This is a genomic window from Methylobacterium sp. Gmos1 (genome assembly GCF_053764715.1).
Genome location: NZ_JBSNCC010000020.1, coordinates 76881 through 96477, shown reverse-complemented (window position 1 = coordinate 96477; position 19597 = coordinate 76881). Strand labels below are relative to the sequence as shown.

Here is a 19597-nt window from a genome sequence, read left to right as displayed (position 1 = left end):
CCGCGTAAAGCTCAGCGGTCTATCCGGCACCACCCCCACCCCTGACCCCTCCCCACAAGGGGGAGGGGAAGTGCCCGTCCTTACAAGGGGTTAGCTCTGAAAGTGCTTATTGCTCCTTCGACACCCAGTACAGCATCATCTGGTTGTCGGCGCGGGGCACCAGCTTCACCTTCTTCGACACGCCCCAGGCCAGCGCCTGCTGGTGGAGCGGGATGTAGCCCCAGTCGTTCATGATGATCTCGTAGGCCTGCTTGATCATCAGGTTGCGGGCCTCCTGATCGGTCTCGCGCTCGATCTTGTCGGCCAGCGCATCGACCTTCGGGTTGCAGTAGTTCCCGAGGTTGGTGGTGCCGCGCGGCGAGGACTTGTCGTTCCGGCAGCCGGTGATCTCGTACAGGATGTTGTGCGAGTCCATCGACGACGGCGTCCACCCCAGCATGTAGAACGAGGTGTCGAAGGCGGGCTTCAGGATCTTGGCGAAGTACTTCGCCTTGGGCTGGGCGATCAGGTTCACCTTGACGCCGACGCGGGCGAGCATCGAGGTCACGGCCTGGCAGATCGCCTCGTCGTTGACGTAGCGGTCGTTCGGGCAGTCGAGGGGCACCTCGAAGCCGTTGGGATAGCCGGCTTCCGCCAGCAGCGCCTTGGCCTTGTTCGGGTCGTAGGCCGGGCGCTTGAAGTCGCCGGCGAGCGGGAAGAGCGGCGGGGCGATCAGCAGGGCGGCCGCGGTCGCCTGGCCGCGCATGACGCGCTTGACGATCGCGTCCTCGTCGATGGCGCGGAAGAACGCCTCGCGCACCCGCACGTCCTTGAACGGGTTCTTGCCCTTGACGTTGGAGCCGCGCAGCTCGTCGCTGGTCTGGTCCATGCCGAGATAGATCGTGCGCAATTCGGGCGCGTTCACCACCACGGCGTTGGGGCTCGAGCTGACGCGGCTCTGGTCCTGGAGCGGCACCGGATCGACCCAGTCGACCTCGCCCGAGATGAGCGCGGCGACGCGGGTGGCGTCGTTGCTGATCGTGGTGAAGATCGCCTCGTCGAGGTTCGATTCGACCTTGCCCCAGTAGCCGTCGAACTTCTTGAACACCGTGCGCACGCCGGGCTGGTGCTCGGTGATGGTGAACGGGCCGGTGCCGTTCTCGTGGAGCGCCGCGTAGCTCGGGGTCGAGGCCGCGACCGGGGTGGGCTTGAGGGCGTCGTGCTTCTCGGCCCAGGTCTTCGACATGATGTACCAGCCGCCGAACTGGTACAGGGCGATGGGGTTGGGGTTCTTCAGCACCATGTCGACGGTGTGGTCGTCCACCTTCACGAAGGTGGCGTCCGCCGGCACGTTGGTCTGGAAGTTCGAGCCCGGCGCCCGCACCCGCTCGGCGGAGAAGATCACGTCGTCGGCGGTGAAGGGCGAGCCGTCGTGGAACTTGACGTTCTTTCGCAGCTTGAAGCGGTAGCGGGTCGGCTCCGGGGTCTCCCAGGACTCGGCGAGGCCCGGGACCAGCTTCAGGTCCTTGTCGCGGGTGACGAGCGACTCGTAGACCGCGCCGTGCGCCGCGATCGTGAAGGTTTCCTTCAGGGTGTACGGGTCGAGGGACTTGAGGTCGCCCTGGAAGGCGAACCGGAAGGTGTTGGCGGCCGCGGCCGGCACGGCGCTCAAGCCCATGAGGGCGGTGGCGGCGGCGAGGCCGGCCAGCAGCGGACGAAACTTCACAGGCGACATCGACGGGTGCACTCCGCGGGGGACCAAAGGCGCGTCCAAGCGCGTTAGAGCATCTTCCGGCGCCGCAGGCGACGCCGAAATGATGAAAAATGATGCATCATCCCACCCCGTCCCGCCAGACGGCGGGACGGCGTGGAACGATCACGCAGGCCTAACAAGTCCCGGGCCAACCGCCCCCCGGGCCATGCGCCCGGCGCCGGCCCTGCGACATTCGCCAACCGCGCAAGGGAGTTGACCGGGCGCTGGTCTGCCTGTTGCATCCTGCCTGTCAGTTCCTGCCTCGACATGAGCGTATTGTCACATGCCCGTCATCAACCGCGTCGCCGCCCTCTCCGACGAGATCACGGCTTGGCGCCGCGACTTCCACCAGCATCCCGAGCTGCTGTTCGCCCTCGACCGCACCTCCGGCCTGGTGGCCGAGCGGCTGCGGGCCTTCGGCTGCGACGAGGTGGTGACGGGGTTGGGAAAAACCGGCGTCGTCGGGGTGATCCGCGGCCGCGACACCGGCTCGGGCAAGGTCATCGGCCTGCGCGCCGACATGGACGCCCTGCCGATCGAGGAGACGAGCGGCGTGCCCCACCGCTCGACCGTGCCGGGCAAGATGCACGCCTGCGGCCATGACGGGCACACCGCGATGCTGTTAGGTGCCGCCAAGTACCTCGCCGAGACCCGCAACTTCGACGGCACGGCGATCGTGATCTTCCAGCCGGCGGAGGAGGGCGGCGGCGGCGCCGACGTGATGCTGAAGGACGGCCTGATGGAGCGCTTCGGCATCCAGGAGGTCTACGGCCTGCACAACAAGCCGGGTCTGCCGCTCGGCAGCTTCGCGATCCGCCCCGGCGCGATCATGGCGGCGGCCGACCGGATCACCATCCGGATCGACGGCAAGGGCGGCCACGCGGCGGCCCCGCACGACTGCATCGACCCGGTGCTGGTCGCCTCCCACGTCGTCACCGCCCTGCAATCGATCGTGTCGCGCACCCTCGACCCGGTCTCCTCGGCGGTGATCTCGATCACCCAGGTGAAGGCCGGCGATGCCTTCAACGTGATCCCGGAATTCGCGATCCTCAACGGCACGGTGCGCACCCTGTCGGAGACCGTGCGCGACACCTGCGAGGCGCGCATCGCGCAAGTGGCGTCCAACGTCGCCGCCGCCTTCGGCGCCACCGCGACCGTGGATTACGGCCGCGGCTACCCGGTGACCGCCAACGATCCCGAGAAGGCGATGTTCATGGCCGACATCGCCGCGGAGGTCTCGGGCGAGGGGGCGGTCGAGCGCGCGGTCCAGCCGATGATGGGCGCGGAGGACTTCTCCTACATGCTGAACGCGCGCCCCGGCGCCTACATCTTCCTCGGCACCGGCCCCGGCGCCGGCCTGCACCACCCGGCCTACGACTTCAACGACGAGGCCGCTCCTTACGGCGTGTCCTTGTTCGCCCGGGTGATCGAGCGGGCGATGCCGGCGGCGTGAGGATCCGCCGGCGATTCTGACGTTCCGTCCGTCATCCCGGGGCCGCGAAGGCGGAACCCGGGATGACGACGGACGGTGCAGGGACCGTCGGACGAGCGTGGGGACGCGCCCTACACCTCGAACGTCACGCCCTGCGCCAGCGGCAGGGTCTTGCCGTAATTGATCGTGTTGGTGGCGCGCCGCATGTAGGCCTTCCAGGAATCCGAGCCGGCCTCGCGGCCGCCGCCGGTCTCCTTCTCGCCGCCGAAGGCCCCGCCGATCTCGGCGCCCGACGGGCCGATATTGACGTTGGCGATGCCGCAATCGGAGCCCGACGCCGACAGGAAGATCTCGGCCTCGGACAGGTCCTTCGTGAAGATCGAGGAGGACAGGCCGGCCGCGACCGCGTTCTGGGCCTGGATCGCCTCGTCGAGCTCGGCGTAGCGCGTCACGTAGAGGATCGGCGCGAAGGTCTCGCGGCGCATCGGGCCGGCCTGCTCGGGCATCTCGACGAGGGCCGGGCGGACATAGGCCGCGCCGTCGCCGCGGATGTCGCGCAGGCGCTCGCCGCCATGCACCGTGCCGCCGATGGCGCGGGCCTCGTCGAGGGCGCGGGCCATGCCGTCGGCGGCGGCCACGTCGATCAGCGGGCCGATCAGCGTGGCGGGGTCGCGCGGATCGCCGATCCGCACCGAGCCGTAGGCCGCCTTCAGCCGCGGCACGAGGGCGTCGTAGACCGAGTCGTGCACGAACAGGCGCCGCAGGGTGGTGCAGCGCTGGCCGGCGGTGCCCATCGCCGCGAAGGCGATGGCGCGCAAGGCGAGATCGAGGTCGGCGGACGGGGCGACGATGGCGGCATTGTTGCCGCCGAGCTCCAGGATCGCCCGGGCAAAGCGCGCGGCGAGCTTCGGGGCCACCTGCCGGCCCATCGCGGTCGATCCGGTGGCGGAGATGAGCGCCACCCGCTCGTCCTCGACCAGGCGCTCGCCCAGCTCCCGCCCGCCGATCATGAGCCCGAGCAGGCCGTCCGGTGCGTCCGGGCCGAAGCGCTTCACCGCCTTCGCGGCCAGCGCCTGGACGGCGAGCGCGGTGAGCGAGGTCTTCTCCGACGGCTTCCAGATGACGGGATCGCCGCAGACCAGCGCCAGCGCCGCGTTCCACGACCACACCGCCACGGGGAAGTTGAACGCCGTGATGACCCCGCAAGGCCCAAGCGGATGCCAGACCTCCATCATGCGGTGGTCCGGCCGCTCGGTGGCGATGGTGAGCCCGTGCAACTGCCGCGACAGGCCGACGGCGAAGTCGCAGATGTCGATCATCTCCTGGACCTCGCCGAGGCCCTCCGAGAGGATTTTTCCCGCCTCGAGCGTCACCAGCCGGCCGAGATCGTCCTTGTGGGCGCGCAGCTCCTCAGCCAGCAGCCGCACCAGCTCGCCCCGGCGCGGGCCCGGCACCCGGCGCCAGGCGAGGAAGGCCTGGTGGGCCGCCGCGACCGTGGCTTCGGCCTCCTCGGGCGTGGTCTGGCGCAAGGCCGTCACCACGCCGCCGTCGATCGGCGAGCGCGCCGGGAGCCCGTCCTCCGCGAAGGCCGAGGCCGGGACGCCGAGGCGCTCCAGCACCGCCAGGGTGTCGTCGCGGACGGACAGGACGGTCGGGGCCATGGCAAAGATCTCCGCGTCTGACGAAAGACGGCCCGCCTCGGGGGAGGCGGGCCGGACAGGATTTCACGATCTTAACGGATTCGATCCCGTTGCACAGCGGCGGCTCTTACGCCGCCTTCTGCTTCGGCTGGATCAGCTTGCGGTTGACCAGCACCTCGGCGATCTGGACCGTGTTCAGCGCCGCGCCCTTGCGCAGGTTGTCCGACACGCACCAGAACGACAGGCCGTTCTCGACCGTGATGTCCTCGCGGATGCGCGAGATGTAGGTCGCGTCCTCGCCCGCCGCCTCGTGCGGGGTGATGTAGCCGCCGGGCTCGCGCTTGTCGTCGACCAGGATGCCGGGCGCCGAGCGCAGGATCTGGGTCGCTTCCTCGGCCGAGAGCGGGCGCTCGAACTCGACGTTCACCGCCTCCGAGTGGCCGATGAACACCGGCACGCGCACGCAGGTCGCCGTCAGCTTGATCTTGGGGTCGAGCATCTTCTTCGTCTCGGCCACCATCTTCCACTCTTCCTTGGTGGAGCCGTCCTCCATGAAGACGTCGATGTGCGGAATGACGTTGAAGGCGATGCGCTTGGTGAACTTCTGCGTCTTGACCTCGCCGGCGGTGAACACCGCGCGGGTCTGGTTGAACAGCTCGTCCATCCCCTCCTTGCCGGCGCCGGAGACCGACTGGTAGGTCGCGACGACGACGCGCTTGATGGTGGCGGCCTCGTGCAGGGGCTTCAAGGCCACGACGAGCTGCGCGGTGGAGCAGTTCGGGTTGGCGATGATGTTCTTCTTGGTGAAGCCGACGACCGCGTCGGCGTTCACCTCGGGCACGATCAGGGGCACGTCGGAATCGTAGCGGAAGGCCGACGAGTTATCGATGACGACGCAACCCTGCTGGCCGATGCGGGGCGACCATTCCTTCGAGGTCTCGCCGCCGGCCGACATCAGGCAGATGTCGGTGTCGGAGAAGTCGTACTGGTCGAGGGCCTGGACCTTCAGCGTCTTGTCGCCGAAGGAGACCTCCTGACCCAGGCTGCGGCGGGAGGCGAGCGCCACCACGGTGTCGGCCGGGAAGGCGCGCTCGGCCAGGATGTCGAGCATCTCGCGGCCCACATTGCCGGTGGCTCCGACGACGGCAACCTTGTAACCCATCTCAATCGCTCCAGTTCGGACTTGACCCTCCCCGGACGATCTCAGGCGGGCTCGAAGGAGCCCGGCCTCCGCCCGCCACGGACGGGGAGGGATCCGAGGACGACGCGAGGCTTCAGCCGGCGGCGGTAATCGCCGTCGTGGCTTTGCGTTTCGTCGTGGTCGACACAGGCCGCATGGCGCGGTCAGTCCCCGGAAGAAGGCGACACCCGAGATGGGGTGCGCGAGCGCGGGAAGCAACAGCCCGAACGTGCCCGCCTGTCAAGGGCCGGCATCGGCGTCCGGCAACAGATTTCGCATCCCGTCACTCGTTAGCGCCTCGTTCACCCTGACTCGGCCGGGCCGGGGACAAGCCGGCGCGGATCAACCAAATCGCGAAAATGCGATGCGAGTCCTGGGGCCGGCGTCCACGCGCGACCGGAGGAGCGACCCCGTGCGGCACAGGCCGGACTTCGACGACGCCGCCCTGGCGCGGGCGGTTCACGCGCTCGCCCGGGAGATCGGCCCGGTCGAGCCGCTGGTTCCGCGGCCCTCAGCCCGCCCCTTGGCCCGCGCGACCCCGCGGCGCTCCTGGCGCCGGCGCGTCGCCGGGCGGACGGTCGGCGCTGCGGCCGTGATCGCGCTCCTGAGCGTGCTCGCGAGCGAGCGGCGCCTCGCCGACCCGCCGCTCAAGGAGCAGGCCGCCTTCGTGCCGCGCTACGCCGCGCCCGCGGTCGCCGCTCCCGCCTGGAGCGACGCCGCGGCCGACCGCTACCGCCTCGGCGAGGCGACCGGCCGCGCCCGGACGATGGCGGGCCTGCGCGAGGACATGCTGACCGCCGGGACCTTCGCGGTGCAGGAGGCGCCGTTTCTGCGCCTCGTCGCTGTCGAGGCCGCCGAGCCGGACGGGGAGGGGAGCCTGTTCGTGACCCTGGCTCGCCGCGCGGCGGAGGCCGGCGGCCTCTCGGTGGTGCGCACCGGCGAGCGCGGGCAGCTTTCGACGCGGTTCGGGGCGCTGGACACCGTCGACGCGACCCTCGCCGATGCGGAAGGGCGGCGCGCCTGCACGGCGTTCCGCCTCAACGCGCCGTTGCGGCTCGAAGGCTGGCTCTGCGCGCCGCTCGGACAGCTGCCTGAGCCGCAGGCCCTGGCCTGCACGGTCGACCGCCTCGACACCCTGCCGGGGGCCCAGGTTGCCACGAAGGTCACCGCGATGCTGGCGCAACCCCGATCCGCGGCCTGCCCGCCGGAGGACCCGGCCACCACCGCGGCGGTGCCGGCACCCCGTAGGCCGGTTCGAACGAATGCGGCGAGAGTGCGGCATTCGCGACCAGCTTCGCCGTGAGCGGGAACCTCGGCCGCGCTCGCACGTCTCTTTCCACAACGGCGCCGTTTCTTAACGAGTACGGCGCTACCCTGGCGACGTTCATCAAAGGTGCGTCATGCGCTTCCAGACTCTCGCCCTGACCGGGCTTCTCTCCCTCGCGGCCCTGGGCGCCGGCACCGCCTCCTCGCAGGCGCAGGACAGCTACGTCATCCGCAGCACCCGGGACGGCCAGGGCCTCGCGATCCGCGTGCGTCCGCGCAGCTGGCTCGACGCCGGCAACGTGGTGGAGGCCAATTCGGGCGCGACCGGCAACCCGGCCACCAACCCGCACTTCATCACCGCGTCCTACCTGAACTCGCCGCCCTACATCGCCAACCGCGAGCGCTTCGGCGGCGCCGGCATCCTGCCCGACCCGATCACCAACGGCCCGTTCATCGGCGCCCGCCGCAGCGCCGTCACGGTCGATCTCTCGGCGATCGACTACCTCGACCCGACCTCGCCGCTGTCACGGGCGCGCTACGGGTACTGAGCCGGCACGCAGCAGCCGGACGTCGACGGGCCCCGCGAGGGGCCCGTTTTCGTTTGTGGAACTCGATGCACCACGATGCAGCCTTGAGCGCCCCCCTTTCCCGGACGACTGGAATGAAGTGGAAGGAGATCCGGGATCCAGGGGAGATGTGCCGCGAAGCGGCTCAGCCCGTTGCAAGGTTGCCGACAGGCTGACGCTTCGCGACTCCTTGCGCTGGTTCCCGGATCTCCTTCCGCTGACGCTCCAGTCGTCCGGGACAGGGGAGGGTGGCGAGGAGGCTACCGCTCCCCCGCTTTCACCCACTTGATCACCCGCGGCGGCTCGTAGGCCCGGATCCGCGCCACGAGGTCCGCCGGCTCGGTGCCGACGATCAGCATCGCCCGGTGCGGCTCGCGCACGAAGCCCTCGGCGACGACAGTGTCGAGGAAGCCCAGCAGCCCGTCGAAGAAGCCGCCCGCATTGAGCACGGCCAGCGGCTTGGCGTGGTAGCCGAGCTGGGCCCAGGTCCAGACCTCGAACATCTCCTCGAAGGTGCCGAGGCCCCCGGGCAACGCCACGAAGCCCTCGGCGAGGTCGGCCATCATGGCCTTGCGCTCGTGCATCGAGGCGACGACGTGCTGCTCGGTCAGCCCGAGATGCGCCGTCTCCTTCTCGACGAGGGATTTCGGGATGATCCCGGTCACCCGGCCGCCGGCACTGAGCGCGCCGTCGGCGACCGCGCCCATCAGCCCGACCTTGCCGCCGCCATAGACCAGCTCGATCCCGGCCTCGGCGAAGTGGCGCCCGAGCGCGGTCGCCGCCTCGCGGTAGAGCGGGCGGGCCCCGTCGCTGGAGCCGCAGAACACGCACAGGCGCATGGTGGTTCTCCTCGTCGGCCGCCGCGAAGGCCGCCCGCATCGATCGTCATCCTACCCGCGACCTCATCCTGGGGTGCGAACTCAGTGAGCCTCGAAGGAGGCCTCCAGGAGTCTCCGAGCGAGCTGGAGCCCTCCTTCGAGGCCTCCGCTACGCTCCGGCATCTCAGGATGAGGTCGCAGGTGGGGGTCAACTATACCAAGCCGTCGAACCGGCCCTTCAGCCTCCTTGCGCCTGGAGCTCGCGCACGATCGCGTCGCCCATCTCGGTCGTGCCGACCGCGTTGGTGCCCGGCCCGGCGATATCGCGGGTGCGGGTGCCGCTGGCGAGCGTGCGGGTGATGGCGCTCTCGAGCTGGTCGGCGGCCTCGATCAGGCCGAAGGAGTAGCGCAGCGCCATCGCCAGCGAGCCGATCATCGCGATCGGGTTGGCGAGGTTCTGGCCGGCGATGTCGGGGGCCGAGCCGTGGACCGGCTCGTAGAGGGCGCGCCGGGTGCCGTTCTCGACCGCGCCGAGCGAGGCCGAGGGCAGCATCCCGAGCGAGCCGGTCAGCATCGCCGCCACGTCCGACAGGATGTCGCCGAACAGGTTGTCGGTGACGAGCACGTCGTACTGCTTGGGGTTGCGCACGAGCTGCATGGCGCAGTTGTCGGCCAGCACGTGCTCCAGGCCGACATCCGCGTACTGCTCGGCGTGCAGCTTCGTGACGGTCTCCTTCCACAGCACGCCGGTCTTCATCACGTTGTGCTTCTCGGCCGAGGCGACCTTGTTGCGGCGCTTGCGCGCGAGGTCGAAGGCGACCGCGGCGATGCGCTCGATCTCGCCGGTGGTGTAGATCTGGGTATCGACCGCGCGCTTCTGGCCGTCCTCCAGGGTCACGATCTCCTTCGGCTCGCCGAAATAGACGCCGCCGGTGAGCTCGCGCACGATGACGATGTCGAGGCCCTCGACCAGCTCGCGCTTGAGCGCCGAGGCCTCGGCGAGCGCCGGGTAGCAGATCGCCGGGCGCAGGTTGGCGAACAGGCCGAGATCCTTGCGCAGGCGCAGGAGACCCGCCTCGGGGCGCTTGGCGTAGGGCACGCCGGCCCATTTCGGCCCACCGACGGCGCCGAACAGGACCGCGTCGGCGGCCTTGGCGCGGTCCATCGCGGCTTCCGAGAGCGGCACGCCGTGGGCGTCGATCGCCGCACCGCCGACGAGGTCGGTCTCGGTCTCGAACTGCGCGATGCCGGCGCGGGTGAACCAGGCCAGGACCTTGGAGACTTCCCGCGCCACCTCGGGGCCGATGCCGTCGCCGGGCAGGAGCAGGATCTTGTGCGTGGCCATGGCGTGACCTTCTGACAGGAGGGGAGGGGGCGGAGGACGTGGTCCCCCGCCGGGACCTGAGTTCTTACGACTTGCGCGCGACGGTGAAGCGGGCGGCCTCGCACAAGGTCGCGGCGGCCTCGCCCCAGGGCTTGAGCGCGCTCTCGCACTCGGAGACCAGGCGCTCGCACTCGGCGCGCGCCCCGTCGAGGCCGAGGCGGTCGACGAGGGTGGCCTTGCCGGCGTCCTTGTCCTTGCCGGTGCGCTTGCCCATCGCCTCGGACGAAGCCTCGCGGTCGAGGATGTCGTCGGCGACCTGGAAGGCCTGGCCGAGCGCGCGGCCGTAGGCCAGCAGCGCGCGGCGCTCCTCGGGCGAGGCGCCGCCGACGAGCGCCCCGGCATCGACCGAGAAGGCCAGGATCGCGCCGGTCTTCATCGCCTGGAGCTGGAGGGTTGCATCGACGTCGAGGTTGGCCGGACCGAAGCGCCCCTCCGCCCCGAGGTCGAGGAGCTGGCCGCCGACCATGCCGCCGAGGCCCGAGGCCCGGGCGAGGCCGAGCACCAGCTCGGAACGGACCAGCGGGTCGGCCTGCCAGGCCGGATCGGCGACGATCTCGAAGGCCAGCGTCTGGAGGGCGTCGCCGACCAGGATCGCGGTCGCCTCGTCGTACTTCTTGTGCACGGTCGGCTGGCCGCGGCGCAGGTCGTCGTCGTCCATCGCCGGCAGGTCGTCGTGGACGAGCGAGTAGCAATGCACCAGCTCGACGCCGGCGCCGGCGGCCATGGCGCCCTCGAACGGGCCGCCGAGCATCCGGGCGGTCTCGATGGCGAGGAACGGGCGCAGGCGCTTGCCGCCGTTGAGCACGGCGTGGCGCATCGCCTCCATCAGCCGGGGCGGCCGGGCGATCTCGCCCGCCTGCACCGCGTCGCCGAGGCGCTCGGCGAGGAAGCCTTCGACGGTCTTGGCCACGGCCGAGAGCCGCGCCGTGAAATCGCCTGCCTGCGGGTATCCTGTGGTGCCGGCCATCGTATTTTCCTGGGGACGGCCCGGCGTCGTATCCTGCGGGGCCCGCGTTGACGTCATGGTGGCCTCGCCGACGGGCACGCCGAGAGGAGGATCGAATTCAGGAGCCGCGCGTCACGGCGGACAGCCACGGGGGCGTGCCGCAGCCGCTGCGGGGCCTGGTCCCGGCGAGCGCGCCGCCGGTCCGGGCACGCGGGCGGCGCATCTGGCGCGCCGTGCTCCTGGTGCCCGTCATGGCGGTCGTCCTCGTCCTGGTCCTGGCGCTCGTCTATCGCGCGCTGACCCCGCCCTCAACCCTGATGCTCGGCCGCTGGGCCACGCTCCAGCCGGTGACCCGCGAGGTGGTGCCGCTGGAGGCCATAGCCCCGGCCCTGGTCCAGGGGGTCGTGGCCTCCGAGGACCAGCGCCTGTGCCTGCACAACGGCGTCGACTGGGACGCCCTGTGGAGCGTCGTCGACGACGAGGACGGCCCGAGTCGCGGCGCCTCGACGGTGACGATGCAGACGGTGAAGAACGTCTTCCTGTGGCCGGGCCGCTCGTACCTGCGCAAGGCGCTCGAGATCCCGCTTGCGCTCCTCGTCGACGTCGTCTGGGGCAAGCGCCGGACGATGGAGATCTACCTCAACGTCGCCGAGTGGGGCGAGGGCATCTTCGGCGCCGAGGCCGCCGCCCGGCACTGGTTCGGCAAGTCCGCCCGCGACCTCACGAAGGGAGAGGCGGCTTTGCTGGTCGCCGCCCTGCCGAACCCGATCCTGCGCAACCCGCGGCGCCCCACCCGGGCCTTGCGGGCGCTCGCCGGGCGGATTCAGGGGCGGACGGCGGGGATCGGGGGGTTGAGCCAGTGCGTGCGGCCGTGAAGTCTGATGATCTTGCCGTCCCCGCTGGAACGTTTCAGCTTCTCTAGAGACATGGAAAGTAGAGCGCATCTCCCCTATCCCGTGTGGGAGAGGGGCCGGGGGTGAGGGTGGCGCGCTTCCGTGTAAAGCTATGACCGTCGTGCTGGCAGCGGAACAGTTCAGTCTTCTCGCGGCACCGTCTCCACCCTCACCCCTACCCCTCTCCCACACGGGAGAGGGGATCCCGCGACTTCCTTTTGAGGCGTAAGGCCAGAAAAACCTCGGGTATCGATTGCGGACATCGCCAAATCTGCCGTAAGCGGGGCCTTGCAGAGCACGGGAGACGGCGATGACGGGCGGCGGGGTTCGATCGGTTCTGGCCGCATGCGTCCTGACATGTGCCCTGGCGGTTGTGCCGGCCCGCGCCAACGACAGCGCCGCCGCCCTCGACGCCGGCGGCCTGGTGCTGATGCGCGACCCCGACATCACGCTCGCCAGCGAGGACCTGCGCATCGGCCTCGACCGCATCGCGGTCGACTACGTCTTCCGCAACGGCGCGGCGGCGGCGAAGACCCTGCGGATCGCCTTCCCGCTGCCGGCGATCGACGGGGCGCAGCTCTCGACGAGCGCCCTCAGCCTTCCCTTCGAGGATCGGGCGAATTTCGTCGGCTTCACGGTGACGGTGGACGGCGTGCCGGTGACGCCGCAACTGGAGGAGCGGGCCTATCTCGGCCAGCGCGAGGTGACCGATCTGCTCACCCGCCACGGCCTGCCGCTCAACCCGCTGCGGCGCAACGACCTCGACGCGGCGGTGAAGCGCCTCAAGCCGGAGGTGCAGCGCGACCTGGCGAAGGCCGGCCTGATGTCCGATCCCGGGGACATGCCGGAATTCCTGTGGCGAAGCGAGGCCAAGTTCCACTGGGAGCAGACCTTTCCCCCCGGCCGCGAGCTTCGCGTCTCGCACACCTACACGCCCGTGAAGGGCAACCACCTGCTCGCGGCCGACGAGGCGAAGACGCCCGCCTACCGGGCCCGCTACTGCCTCGACGATGCCGGCCTCGCCGGGGTGCGGCGCTTGATCGCCGCCTCGCCGATGAAGGGGCAGGGCCTGACCCGGGCGGTCGAGGTGCCCTACATCGTGACCACCGCGCGCAACTGGGCCGGGCGCATCGGCCGCTTCACCCTGACGGTGGACAAGGGCAGCCCGACGGCGCTGGTGAGCTTCTGCCGCAAGGGCGTGCGCAAGACGGGGGCTACCACCTTCGTGTGGGAGGCCAGGGACTACGTGCCCGACGACGACCTGCGCATCCTGATCGTCGCCAACGACGACGCGCTGCTCGGGATCCGGTAGGTTCGCGGAAGGCCGCCGAGCCGGCGAACCTTCCCGCCCACGCGCGACTTTCCCGTCAGGCCGCCCGGAACGGGGCTGGCGCGGCGGCCTTTCCCCCCGTAACACCGGCCCCGCCGCCTTTCGCGGCGCGTTCCTTACAAGGGAAGCACGATGTTCACTCTCGAGATCGACGGCACGCCCGTCGCCATCATCCGGTCGGACGAGGAACGGGCCCGGGAGCTTCTCGAGGTCGAGGGCTTCAAGGACGACCTGCGCACCATGAAGAGCGACGGCCGGCCGCTGTGGTCGGGCAAGCCCGAGTCGCTGAAGCTGCGCCCCGCCACCGAGGACGAGGTCGAGACCTTCGAGGACTCGATGGACGAGGAGGATTTCGAGGACGAGGACGAGCCCCAGGCCGCCAACGATAGCCAGGGCGAGACCGACGACGAGGACGAGGAGGACGACGTCGACATCCTGTTCCTCGTCGACATCGACGACGAGGACGAGGAGTAGGACGCGTTTCGCGGCCGGCCTCGTGCCGGCCGCACCGTCCGCTCGCGAGGCCCGCTCCGGCGACGGAGCGGGCCATTTTCGTATTACGCGCCGAGCTTGCGCTTGCGCTGGCCGAGCGTGCGCAGCCGCAGCGCGTTGAGCTTGATGAAGCCCGCCGCGTCGCGGTGGTCGTAGGCGACCGCGCCCTCCTCGAAGGTGACGAGGTCCTGGTCGTAGAGCGAGTTCGGGCTCTCGCGGCCGATGACGTGAACGCCGCCCTTGTAGAGCTTCAGCCGCACCGTGCCGGTGACCATCTCCTGGCTCTTGTCGATCAGGGCCTGGAGCATCTCGCGCTCCGGCGAGAACCAGAAGCCGTTGTAGATCAGCTCGGCGTAGCGCGGCATCAGCTCGTCCTTGAGGTGCGCCGCGCCGCGGTCGAGGGTGATCGACTCGATCGCCCGGTGGGCCGGCAGCAGGATGGTGCCGCCGGGGGTCTCGTACATGCCGCGGCTCTTCATGCCGACGAAGCGGTTCTCGACGAGGTCGAGGCGGCCGATGCCGTTGGCCCGGCCCAGCTCGTTGAGCTTGGCGAGAAGGGTGGCGGGCGACAGCGCCTCGCCGTCGATCGAGACCGCGTCGCCGCGCTCGAAGCCGATGGTGATGACGGTCGGGGTGTCCGGCGCCTCTTCAGGCGACAGGGTGCGCGAGTAGACGTAGTCCGGCACGTCCTGGGCCGGATCCTCCAGCACCTTGCCCTCGGAGGAGGCGTGCAGGAGGTTGGCGTCGACCGAGAACGGCGCCTCGCCGCGCTTGTCCTTGGCGATCGGGATCTGGTGGGCTTCAGCGAAGGCCAGCAGCGACTCGCGGGAGCGGAAGTCCCACTCGCGCCAGGGGGCGATCACCGTCACGTCGGGCTTCAGCGCGTAGTAGCCGAGCTCGAACCGGACCTGGTCGTTGCCCTTGCCGGTGGCGCCGTGGGACACGGCATCGGCGCCGACCTTCTCGGCGATCTCGATCTGCTTCTTGGCGATCAGCGGACGCGCGATCGAGGTGCCGAGGAGATAGACGCCCTCGTACTGGGCGTTCGCCCGGAACATCGGGAAGACGTAATCGCGGACGAATTCCTCGCGCAGGTCCTCGATGTAGATGTTTTCCGGCTTGATGCCGAGCAGCTCGGCCTTGCGGCGCGCCGGCTCCAGCTCCTCGCCCTGGCCGAGATCGGCGGTGAACGTCACCACTTCGCAGCCGTAGGTGGTCTGGAGCCACTTGAGGATGATCGAGGTGTCGAGGCCGCCCGAGTAGGCGAGCACGACCTTCTTCACGCGCTTCTGGGGCTGGTCGGACATGCGGGGCGGGCCTCAAGCGATGGGGGACGGGCGAATGCGCCGGGGCTTAACAGCCCGCCCCGGCCCCGTGCAACAGCGCTGCCAAAGTTCCCCTGCCCGCCCGTGGCGATGCGACGCCCGGGGCGGCGCTTGTGGCCTGCGCCCGCGGACGCGAAGGTGCCGGGACCTGCCAACGCGAGAGGGGTGCGATGCCGCGCCGGCCCACGCTCGAATTCTGGTTCGAGTTCGCATCCACCTATTCCTACCTCGCCGCGATGCGGATCGAGGCCCTGGCCGAGACGGCCGGGGTCGCGGTGCGCTGGCGCCCGTTCCTGCTCGGGCCGGTCTTCGCCGCGCAAGGGTGGACCTCCTCGCCGTTCAACCTCTACCCGGCCAAGGGCCGCCACATGTGGCGGGACCTTTCCCGCGAGGCCGCCCGCCTGGGCCTGCCGCCGGTGGTGCGGCCGGGAAGCTTCCCGCAGAACAGCCTCTCGGCGACGCGGGTCGCGGTCCACGGCGCCGAGGAGCCGTGGATCGGCGCCTTTGTCCGGACGGTCTACGCGGCGGAGTTCGCCCGCGGCGAATCGATCGCCGAGCCGGCGGCGATCTCCGCCCTCCTCAACGGCCTCGACCTCGACGGGCCGGCGCTGATCCGCGCCTCGACCCAGGAGCCGGTGAAGAGTCGCCTGCGCTCGATCGGCGAGGAGGCGAAGTCCCGCGGCCTGTTCGGCGCCCCGAGCTTCCTCACCGAGGACGGCGAGTTGTTCTGGGGCAACGACCGGCTCGAACAGGCGCTGGACTGGGCGGTGGGGGGGCGGCCGGCGGGGTTGCGCTGAAAGCTTACTTCTTCTCCAGGATCGACACCGTGCCGTCGCGCTCGATGATGGCGACGGCGACCCTGTCGAGGTCGTCGATCTTCTCCTGGCGGGCGGCGGTGCGGATGTCGGCCTGCTGCATGCGCAGGCGGCGCATCGCGGTCTCGTTCCAGCGGCCGTCGCGGAAGACGACGATCGGCGTGCCGTCGACGATGCGCTCGAACCAGACGAAGCGCAGCTTCAGCCACGACACCGCGACGTGCATCAGGCCGACGGTGAACAGGGCGCTCATCGCGCCGACGAAGGAGCGGTCGTCGCCGAGCACGGCGCTGACCGAGAGGCCGCCGAACAGGAACAGCACCACCATGTCGATCGGCGCCTGCTGGCTCGCGGTGCGGCGCCCGATCAGCCGGATCACGAACAGCACGATGACGTAGGCCGCGGCGGCCTTGAGGACGGTGTTCATCTCTAGGGCACCGCGAATTGCGACCAGGACAGGGTCTCGCCTTGATCCAGGCGAGCGGTGAGGTTCACGCCGCCGCGGAAGCTCGGCGAGCCGGTGAAGCGGATCACCGCGTGGCTCTCGCCCTTGATGACCGGGAAGACGAGGCGGATGCCGCCGCCGGCGACCTGCCAGGTCTGCGGCCGCGGCGTGATGCTCTCGAGGCCGAAGAGATCGACGAGCTCCTTGGCGATCGTCACCGCGACCGTGTCGCCGCCGGGCGGCACCCGCGTGTCGAGGCGCACGATCGTCGGCGCGCCGAAGCGGGCCACCGGCTCGTAGTGGATCACGATCGAGCCGTCCGCATTGGCGCGGGTGTGCTCGCTGAAGGGCCCGCGTCCGAGGAACCCGAGGGCGCAGACGAGGACGAAGGCCAGCATCAGCCAGCGCCCGGCGAGCTCCGCCCGGCGCCAGCGATCCTCGAAGGCGGGATAGAAGCCGGCCGCGATCTCCTCGCGCATCGGCGGGTCGTCATGGGTGACCTTCACGGGGGGCCCTCGTCGCGGACGTCCCGGTCCGGCCGGGTTGCCCGCGACGACATAGTGCCCCCGCGTCAGACGGCCATCGCCCTTGCGTCACGCCCGGGCGGGTGCCCCCGCGGGAACCGCCGCGGGCGCCGGCTCCCGCGCCGCGACCCAGCGCAGGGCGAGCGCGGCGGCGAGCATCGGCACGGCGAGCGCCACGCAGTAATCCGGCCGCTCCCAGCCCGCCGCCATCAGCATTCCGGCGAGGCCCGGGCCGGTGACGGCGCCGAGGCGGCCGACGCTCATGGCGAGCCCTGTCCCGGTGGTGCGCACCGGGGCGGGGAAGATCGGCGGCACCACCGCGTACATCGCGTTGATCGAGCCGTAGAGGCAGAAGCCGATGGCGAGGGTGGCGGCGAGCAAAGCCGTCGGCGTCGCCGGCACGTGGCCGAAGGCGGTGGCGGCGAGGAACAGGCCGGCCATGAAGGCGGCGGCCAGCCGCCGCGTCCCGGCCCGGCGGGCGAGGAAGCCGAACAGCAGGCAGCCGGCAGCACCCCCGAGATTCATCAGCATCGCCCCCGAGATGCCGCCGCTGACGCTCAAGCCCAGCTCGGTCAGCACCTTCGGGGTCCAGCTCAGGAAGAAGTAGCAGGTCGTCATCACGCAGAAATACGCCGCGCAGGCCGCGAGCGTCCGGCCGCGGTAGGGCGGGCGGGCGATGGCCGCGAGGCTGGCGCCGGTCTCGGCCTCCGCCCGCGACGGCGCCGGCAGGGCGTCGAGCGCCGGGCGCCCGAGGCGCGCCAGCACCCGGTTGACCTTGGGCAGCGCGCCCGCCGGGCGGCGGGCGATGAGGTAGTCGAGGGATTCGGGCAGGAAGGCCAGGACCGCCGGCACCAGCGCCAGCGCTACGATCCCGCCGAAGACGTAGACCGAGCGCCAGCCGTAGGACGCGATGAGGTAGACCGAGAACGCGCCGCCGAGCGTCGCGCCGAGGGGATAGCCGAGCGACATCAGCGAGATCGACAGGTTGCGCCAGCGGTCGGTGGCGTACTCGGCGACCACGATGTTGACGGTGGCGAGCCCGCCGCCGATGCCGAGCCCGGTGAACAGCCGCACCAGGGCGAGCTCGGTGAGGGTCCGGGTCGCGGCCGCCGCCAGCATGCCGAGGCACAGGATGGCGAGGCAGACGAGCACGGTGGTGCGCCGGCCGAGGCGGTCGCTCAAGGGCGCGATCAGCAGGGCACCGAGCCCCATCCCGGCGAGGCCGGCGCTGAACAGGAGGCCGAGATCGGTGGGCTTCAGGGCGAAGTCCTTGGCGATCGAGGCGGCCGTGAAGGCGACCACCAGCACGTCGAACCCGTCGAGGGCGCAGATCAGCACGCAGACAGCCACGGCCGCGACCTGGAACGTGGTCATGGCGCCCTGTCGGATCGCGGCGCGGGGGTCGGTGGGGTCAGACATGGTGTTTCCTCCCGGATGTCGTGGTCGTCTTTTTTCGAGAATCTGTATTGTGGCGGCGCACGTCGCCTCATTCCGCGATTGCCCGTCAGACCCATCAGGTCAGAACATCCACGGTGCACCCCAGCGACAGGACATAGGCGGCGATCTGTTCAAGCTCCACCCTTTCCCGGACGACTGGAGCGACAGCGGAAGGAGATCCGGGATCCAGCGCAAAAAGTCGCGAAGCGTCTTTATGTCTGCAACGGTGCAGCATACAGAGCCGCTTCGCGGCACTTCCTCTGCTGGATCCCGGATCTCCTTCCACTTCGTTGCAGTCGTCCGGGAAAGGGCGGGCAAAACGGGTTCGTCCGTCCGTCGGTGCCCGGAACGTTCCATCATGGACGATACAGACGACACGTCGACCGAACTGTCGGGCTCACCCCGCCCGGTCCGCCGTATCGATGGTGATCCCCCCGCCGACCACCCGCGACACGCAGGTGCAGAGCTGGGCGTTCGTCGCCTTCTGCGCCTCGCTGAAGAACACGTCGCGGTGGTCGACCGTGCCGTCGGCCTCCAGGATCTTCACCGTGCACAGCCCGCACTCGCCGCGCCGGCAATCGTGGATCATGCCGACGCCCGCCGCCTCCAGGGCCTCCAGCATGGTCTGGTTGCGCGGGACCACGATTTCCTTCGACAGCCGCGGGATGCGGACGGTGAACGGCTCGGTGGCGTGGCGGCCGCCGGTGCCGAAGGTCTCGAAGCGCAGGCCTTGCGCCGGGCGGCCGGCCTCGGCCCAGGCCCGGCGCGCCGCCTCCATCATGCCGAGCGGCCCGCAGATATAGGCCTCGGCCCCGGGGGCCAGATCGGCGATCGCCCGCGCCAGGTCGATGCGCCGGTTCTCCTCGTCGAGGAAGACCTCCAGCCGGTCGCCGATCCGCGCCCGCAGGCTCTCGGCCAGTGCCAGGTCCTGCCGGGTGCGGGCGGCGTAGAGCAGGCGGAACGGGGCGCCGGCCTGATGCAGCGCCAGCGCCATGGCGTGGAGCGGGGTGATGCCGATGCCGCCGGCAACCAGGAGATAGCCGGGCCTGCCCAGGGTGAGGCCGAAATGGTTGCGCGGGCCGGAGATGCTCAGCCGCGCGCCCGGCTCCAGGCCGTGCATGTAGGCCGAGCCGCCGCGGCTGTCGGGAAGGCGCTTCACGGCGATGCGGTAGACCCCGTCCGCCCCGGAATCGAGGAGCGAGTAGGAGCGGGTGTCCGGCCGCCCGCCGATCATCACCGCGACCCCGAGATGGCTTCCGGGCGCCGCCGGCGCGCCGCGCGTCGCGGGCTCGATCTCGAGGAGGCGGATGTCGGGCGTCAGCGCCCGGGTGGCGCGAAGCCGCGCGGGGTGCCAGTCGGTCGCGGCCATGGC

The 19597-nt window shown here is 70.5% G+C and carries 18 protein-coding genes; 7 read left to right on the top strand and 11 right to left on the bottom strand.

Going from position 1 to position 19597, the window contains the following annotated elements:
• Positions 1 to 106: 106 nt before the first annotated feature.
• The gene (locus tag ACS5PV_RS27240; protein ID WP_455398466.1) at positions 107 to 1714 is read right to left on the bottom strand and encodes an ABC transporter substrate-binding protein; all 1608 of its coding nucleotides are present in this window, start codon (positions 1712 to 1714) and stop codon (positions 107 to 109) included.
• Between the two features lie 301 nt (positions 1715 to 2015).
• Between ACS5PV_RS27240 and ACS5PV_RS27235 the strand changes: the two genes are divergently transcribed.
• Complete coding sequence (locus ACS5PV_RS27235; RefSeq protein ID WP_455398465.1) at positions 2016 to 3185, top strand: M20 aminoacylase family protein; 1170 nt, start codon at positions 2016 to 2018, stop codon at positions 3183 to 3185.
• 110 nt (positions 3186 to 3295) lie between these two features.
• On the opposite strand, the gene amaB is transcribed toward ACS5PV_RS27235, so the two are convergent.
• Both amaB and ACS5PV_RS27225 read right to left on the bottom strand, forming a co-directional pair.
• Positions 3296 to 4825 (bottom strand): L-piperidine-6-carboxylate dehydrogenase, encoded by a 1530-nt coding sequence (amaB, locus tag ACS5PV_RS27230; protein WP_455398464.1) that lies wholly within the window; start codon positions 4823 to 4825, stop codon positions 3296 to 3298.
• Positions 4826 to 4931: 106 nt separating this feature from the next.
• Positions 4932 to 5966 (bottom strand): aspartate-semialdehyde dehydrogenase, encoded by a 1035-nt coding sequence (locus ACS5PV_RS27225; protein ID WP_455398463.1) that lies wholly within the window; start codon positions 5964 to 5966, stop codon positions 4932 to 4934.
• Between the two features lie 430 nt (positions 5967 to 6396).
• Between ACS5PV_RS27225 and ACS5PV_RS27220 the strand changes: the two genes are divergently transcribed.
• On the top strand, positions 6397 to 7287 hold the full coding sequence (locus ACS5PV_RS27220; RefSeq protein WP_455398462.1) for a hypothetical protein: 891 nt from the start codon (positions 6397 to 6399) through the stop codon (positions 7285 to 7287).
• Between the two features lie 97 nt (positions 7288 to 7384).
• The gene (locus ACS5PV_RS27215; protein WP_455398461.1) at positions 7385 to 7798 is read left to right on the top strand and encodes a hypothetical protein; all 414 of its coding nucleotides are present in this window, start codon (positions 7385 to 7387) and stop codon (positions 7796 to 7798) included.
• A 278-nt stretch (positions 7799 to 8076) separates the two neighbouring features.
• Here the strand turns inward: ACS5PV_RS27215 and ACS5PV_RS27210 are convergent, their stop codons facing one another.
• The 3 genes from ACS5PV_RS27210 to ACS5PV_RS27200 form a co-directional block, all read right to left on the bottom strand.
• Complete coding sequence (locus ACS5PV_RS27210; protein WP_455398460.1) at positions 8077 to 8655, bottom strand: LOG family protein; 579 nt, start codon at positions 8653 to 8655, stop codon at positions 8077 to 8079.
• Between the two features lie 217 nt (positions 8656 to 8872).
• Positions 8873 to 9979, bottom strand: coding sequence for a 3-isopropylmalate dehydrogenase (leuB, locus tag ACS5PV_RS27205; protein WP_455398459.1), 1107 nt, complete (start codon positions 9977 to 9979; stop codon positions 8873 to 8875).
• A 64-nt stretch (positions 9980 to 10043) separates the two neighbouring features.
• Positions 10044 to 10985, bottom strand: coding sequence for a polyprenyl synthetase family protein (locus ACS5PV_RS27200; RefSeq protein WP_455398458.1), 942 nt, complete (start codon positions 10983 to 10985; stop codon positions 10044 to 10046).
• Positions 10986 to 11119: 134 nt separating this feature from the next.
• On the opposite strand from ACS5PV_RS27200, the gene mtgA reads away from it, so the two are divergent.
• The 3 genes from mtgA (at position 11120) to ACS5PV_RS27185 (ending at position 13661) form a co-directional block, all read left to right on the top strand.
• A complete protein-coding gene (gene mtgA / locus ACS5PV_RS27195) occupies positions 11120 to 11839 on the top strand; it encodes a monofunctional biosynthetic peptidoglycan transglycosylase (protein ID WP_455398457.1) in 720 nt (239 codons plus the stop codon).
• Between the two features lie 328 nt (positions 11840 to 12167).
• Entirely contained in the window at positions 12168 to 13169 is a 1002-nt protein-coding gene (locus tag ACS5PV_RS27190) for a DUF4424 domain-containing protein (protein WP_455398456.1), read from the top strand.
• Positions 13170 to 13319: 150 nt separating this feature from the next.
• Entirely contained in the window at positions 13320 to 13661 is a 342-nt protein-coding gene (locus ACS5PV_RS27185; protein WP_455398455.1) for a hypothetical protein, read from the top strand.
• A gap of 83 nt (positions 13662 to 13744) precedes the next feature.
• Here the strand turns inward: ACS5PV_RS27185 and ACS5PV_RS27180 are convergent, their stop codons facing one another.
• Positions 13745 to 14986, bottom strand: a complete 1242-nt coding sequence (locus ACS5PV_RS27180; protein WP_455398454.1) for an argininosuccinate synthase — start codon at positions 14984 to 14986, stop codon at positions 13745 to 13747.
• A 188-nt stretch (positions 14987 to 15174) separates the two neighbouring features.
• Between ACS5PV_RS27180 and ACS5PV_RS27175 the strand changes: the two genes are divergently transcribed.
• Entirely contained in the window at positions 15175 to 15801 is a 627-nt protein-coding gene (locus tag ACS5PV_RS27175; RefSeq protein WP_455398453.1) for a DsbA family protein, read from the top strand.
• Positions 15802 to 15805: 4 nt separating this feature from the next.
• Here the strand turns inward: ACS5PV_RS27175 and ACS5PV_RS27170 are convergent, their stop codons facing one another.
• From ACS5PV_RS27170 to ACS5PV_RS27155, 4 genes are all read right to left on the bottom strand, one after another.
• Positions 15806 to 16246: a DUF421 domain-containing protein gene (locus ACS5PV_RS27170; protein ID WP_455398452.1), complete on the bottom strand. Its 441-nt coding sequence runs from the start codon at positions 16244 to 16246 to the stop codon at positions 15806 to 15808.
• Positions 16247 to 16248: 2 nt separating this feature from the next.
• Positions 16249 to 16770 carry a hypothetical protein gene (locus ACS5PV_RS27165; protein WP_455398451.1) on the bottom strand — a complete coding sequence of 174 codons (522 nt, stop codon included), beginning with the start codon at positions 16768 to 16770 and terminating at the stop codon, positions 16249 to 16251.
• Between the two features lie 87 nt (positions 16771 to 16857).
• Positions 16858 to 18207 (bottom strand): MFS transporter, encoded by a 1350-nt coding sequence (locus ACS5PV_RS27160; RefSeq protein WP_455398450.1) that lies wholly within the window; start codon positions 18205 to 18207, stop codon positions 16858 to 16860.
• Positions 18208 to 18622: 415 nt separating this feature from the next.
• Positions 18623 to 19594, bottom strand: a complete 972-nt coding sequence (locus tag ACS5PV_RS27155) for a PDR/VanB family oxidoreductase (protein WP_455398449.1) — start codon at positions 19592 to 19594, stop codon at positions 18623 to 18625.
• Positions 19595 to 19597 lie beyond the last annotated feature (3 nt).

What these genes read in the sequence shown, in the direction of transcription:
- ACS5PV_RS27225 (WP_455398463.1), bottom strand. Translation starts at nt 5,966, where the DNA reads ATGGGTTACAAGGTTGCCGTCGTCGGAGCCACCGGCAATGTGGGCCGC.
- ACS5PV_RS27160 (WP_455398450.1), bottom strand. Translation starts at nt 18,207, where the DNA reads ATGTCTGACCCCACCGACCCCCGCGCCGCGATCCGACAGGGCGCCATG.
- ACS5PV_RS27180 (WP_455398454.1), bottom strand. Translation starts at nt 14,986, where the DNA reads ATGTCCGACCAGCCCCAGAAGCGCGTGAAGAAGGTCGTGCTCGCCTAC.
- ACS5PV_RS27215 (WP_455398461.1), top strand. Translation starts at nt 7,385, where the DNA reads ATGCGCTTCCAGACTCTCGCCCTGACCGGGCTTCTCTCCCTCGCGGCC.
- ACS5PV_RS27190 (WP_455398456.1), top strand. Translation starts at nt 12,168, where the DNA reads ATGACGGGCGGCGGGGTTCGATCGGTTCTGGCCGCATGCGTCCTGACA.
- ACS5PV_RS27185 (WP_455398455.1), top strand. Translation starts at nt 13,320, where the DNA reads ATGTTCACTCTCGAGATCGACGGCACGCCCGTCGCCATCATCCGGTCG.
- ACS5PV_RS27200 (WP_455398458.1), bottom strand. Translation starts at nt 10,985, where the DNA reads ATGGCCGGCACCACAGGATACCCGCAGGCAGGCGATTTCACGGCGCGG.
- ACS5PV_RS27240 (WP_455398466.1), bottom strand. Translation starts at nt 1,714, where the DNA reads ATGTCGCCTGTGAAGTTTCGTCCGCTGCTGGCCGGCCTCGCCGCCGCC.
- leuB (WP_455398459.1), bottom strand. Translation starts at nt 9,979, where the DNA reads ATGGCCACGCACAAGATCCTGCTCCTGCCCGGCGACGGCATCGGCCCC.
- ACS5PV_RS27155 (WP_455398449.1), bottom strand. Translation starts at nt 19,594, where the DNA reads ATGGCCGCGACCGACTGGCACCCCGCGCGGCTTCGCGCCACCCGGGCG.
- ACS5PV_RS27175 (WP_455398453.1), top strand. Translation starts at nt 15,175, where the DNA reads ATGCCGCGCCGGCCCACGCTCGAATTCTGGTTCGAGTTCGCATCCACC.
- amaB (WP_455398464.1), bottom strand. Translation starts at nt 4,825, where the DNA reads ATGGCCCCGACCGTCCTGTCCGTCCGCGACGACACCCTGGCGGTGCTG.
- ACS5PV_RS27170 (WP_455398452.1), bottom strand. Translation starts at nt 16,246, where the DNA reads ATGAACACCGTCCTCAAGGCCGCCGCGGCCTACGTCATCGTGCTGTTC.
- ACS5PV_RS27210 (WP_455398460.1), bottom strand. Translation starts at nt 8,655, where the DNA reads ATGCGCCTGTGCGTGTTCTGCGGCTCCAGCGACGGGGCCCGCCCGCTC.
- ACS5PV_RS27235 (WP_455398465.1), top strand. Translation starts at nt 2,016, where the DNA reads ATGCCCGTCATCAACCGCGTCGCCGCCCTCTCCGACGAGATCACGGCT.